Source organism: Streptococcus mitis, from assembly GCF_047465045.1.
Taxonomy (GTDB): domain Bacteria; phylum Bacillota; class Bacilli; order Lactobacillales; family Streptococcaceae; genus Streptococcus; species Streptococcus mitis_DT.
Map to the genome: position 1 here is coordinate 1 of NZ_JASHAR010000047.1, position 759 is coordinate 759.

Below are 759 nucleotides of genomic sequence, written 5' to 3' on the forward strand. Positions count from 1 at the left end.
TTGCTGACGTGCTGGCACTTGTTGAAGCTGATGTACTTGCTGACGTACTTGCACTTGTTGAGGCTGACGTACTTGCCGATGTACTTGCGCTTGTTGAAGCCGATGTACTTGCTGACGTGCTGGCGCTGGTTGAAGCTGACGTGCTTGCTGAAGTGCTGGCACTTGTTGAAGCCGATGTACTTGCTGACGTACTTGCGCTTGTTGAAGCCGATGTACTTGCTGATGTGCTGGCACTTGTTGAAGCTGACGTACTTGCTGACGTACTTGCACTTGTTGAGGCTGACGTACTTGCCGATGTACTTGCGCTTGTTGAAGCCGATGTACTTGCTGACGTGCTGGCGCTCGTTGAAGCTGAGGTGCTGGCAGATGTACTTGCGCTCGTTGAAGCTGAAGTGCTTGCTGAGGTACTTGCGCTGGTTGAAGCCGATGTGCTTGCTGACGTACTTGCACTTGTTGAAGCCGATGTACTTGCGCTCGTTGAAGCTGAGGTACTTGCTGACGTACTTGCGCTGGTTGAAGCTGACGTACTTGCCGATGTGCTTGCACTCGTTGAAGCCGATGTACTTGCTGATGTACTTGCGCTGGTTGAAGCCGATGTACTTGCTGATGTGCTGGCACTTGTTGAAGCTGACGTACTTGCACTTGTTGAGGCTGACGTGCTTGCTGATGTACTTGCACTTGTTGAAGCCGATGTACTTGCTGACGTGCTTGCGCTTGTTGAAGCCGATGTACTTGCTGAGGTACTTGCGCTTGTTGAAG

General features: G+C 51.6%; 1 protein-coding gene. It reads left to right on the forward strand.

Features of this window, described 5'->3' with window-relative positions; translation table 11 throughout:
* The coding region (locus QM409_RS10730; protein ID WP_414310511.1) for a hypothetical protein at positions 1 to 759 on the forward strand (759 nt) is incomplete at both ends.